Genomic DNA, 746 nt, shown 5'->3' with positions numbered 1-746 from the left:
CGTGTACAAAATACCGCTATACCGATTTTTTTGGTTCTGGTGGTTGTTAGTTGTATCTTTAGCTGTTTTGTCTTCAATAATTGGGCTTGTCGTATCGATTAAAGCTGTTCAGTTTGCTCTTTGGTCGCTTGTGTGCGTTTTGATGATTGTACGAGCGTATTCACTGATGAAGTCAGTGATCAACGCGAAGTCAATCAAAACGTACATCACGCAAAAAGGAGCAGAACGAGCTATCACAAAGAGCCTACTCGCAACAATGTCAGTCAATCAACTGCGCGATACTCCATACATCTCTGTTCCGCGGGTGACGGTAGGCGCAAGCCTACCGTCTTGCGTAAAAGTGAGCATGGAAAAGCTCCCAGGCATGTATGACATTGAGAAATTGACCGAGGATATAAACTCTAGTTTTCGCGGAAAATTAGGCGCTTATGCTGTTGTTTCAAGCCGAATAACTGACGACGGTTTGTATTATAAATTTGTCTTAGAAGATAAAGGCTCGGATAAAACTTGGCGACCAAAGAGCCTTGAAGAGATGAAGCAAAAGAGCCACGAAATCAAGTTGCAGAATGATTTGATTATAAATCTTGCTGACAAACCGCATATAATCGCTTGGGGCAAGTCTGGGAGCGGTAAAAGTAGTTTGCTTTTCTCAATGATTTTACAACTGTTTATGAGCGGTTCTGAGGTGTATTTTATCGACCCTAAAAGCGAGTTTTCAGCCTTTCAAGAGTTCTATCCTATCGAGC

Annotated in this window: 1 protein-coding gene; it reads left to right on the top strand. The window is 42.1% G+C overall.

From position 1 onward, the window contains the following. On the top strand, positions 1 to 746 hold a 746-nt coding region (locus HMPREF2613_RS11590; protein WP_398577597.1), incomplete at both ends, for an FtsK/SpoIIIE domain-containing protein.

Origin of the sequence: Streptococcus sp. HMSC070B10 (assembly GCF_001808665.1) — a bacterium.
Classification (GTDB): domain Bacteria; phylum Bacillota; class Bacilli; order Lactobacillales; family Streptococcaceae; genus Streptococcus.
This window is presented reverse-complemented; position numbering and strand designations above follow the sequence as displayed.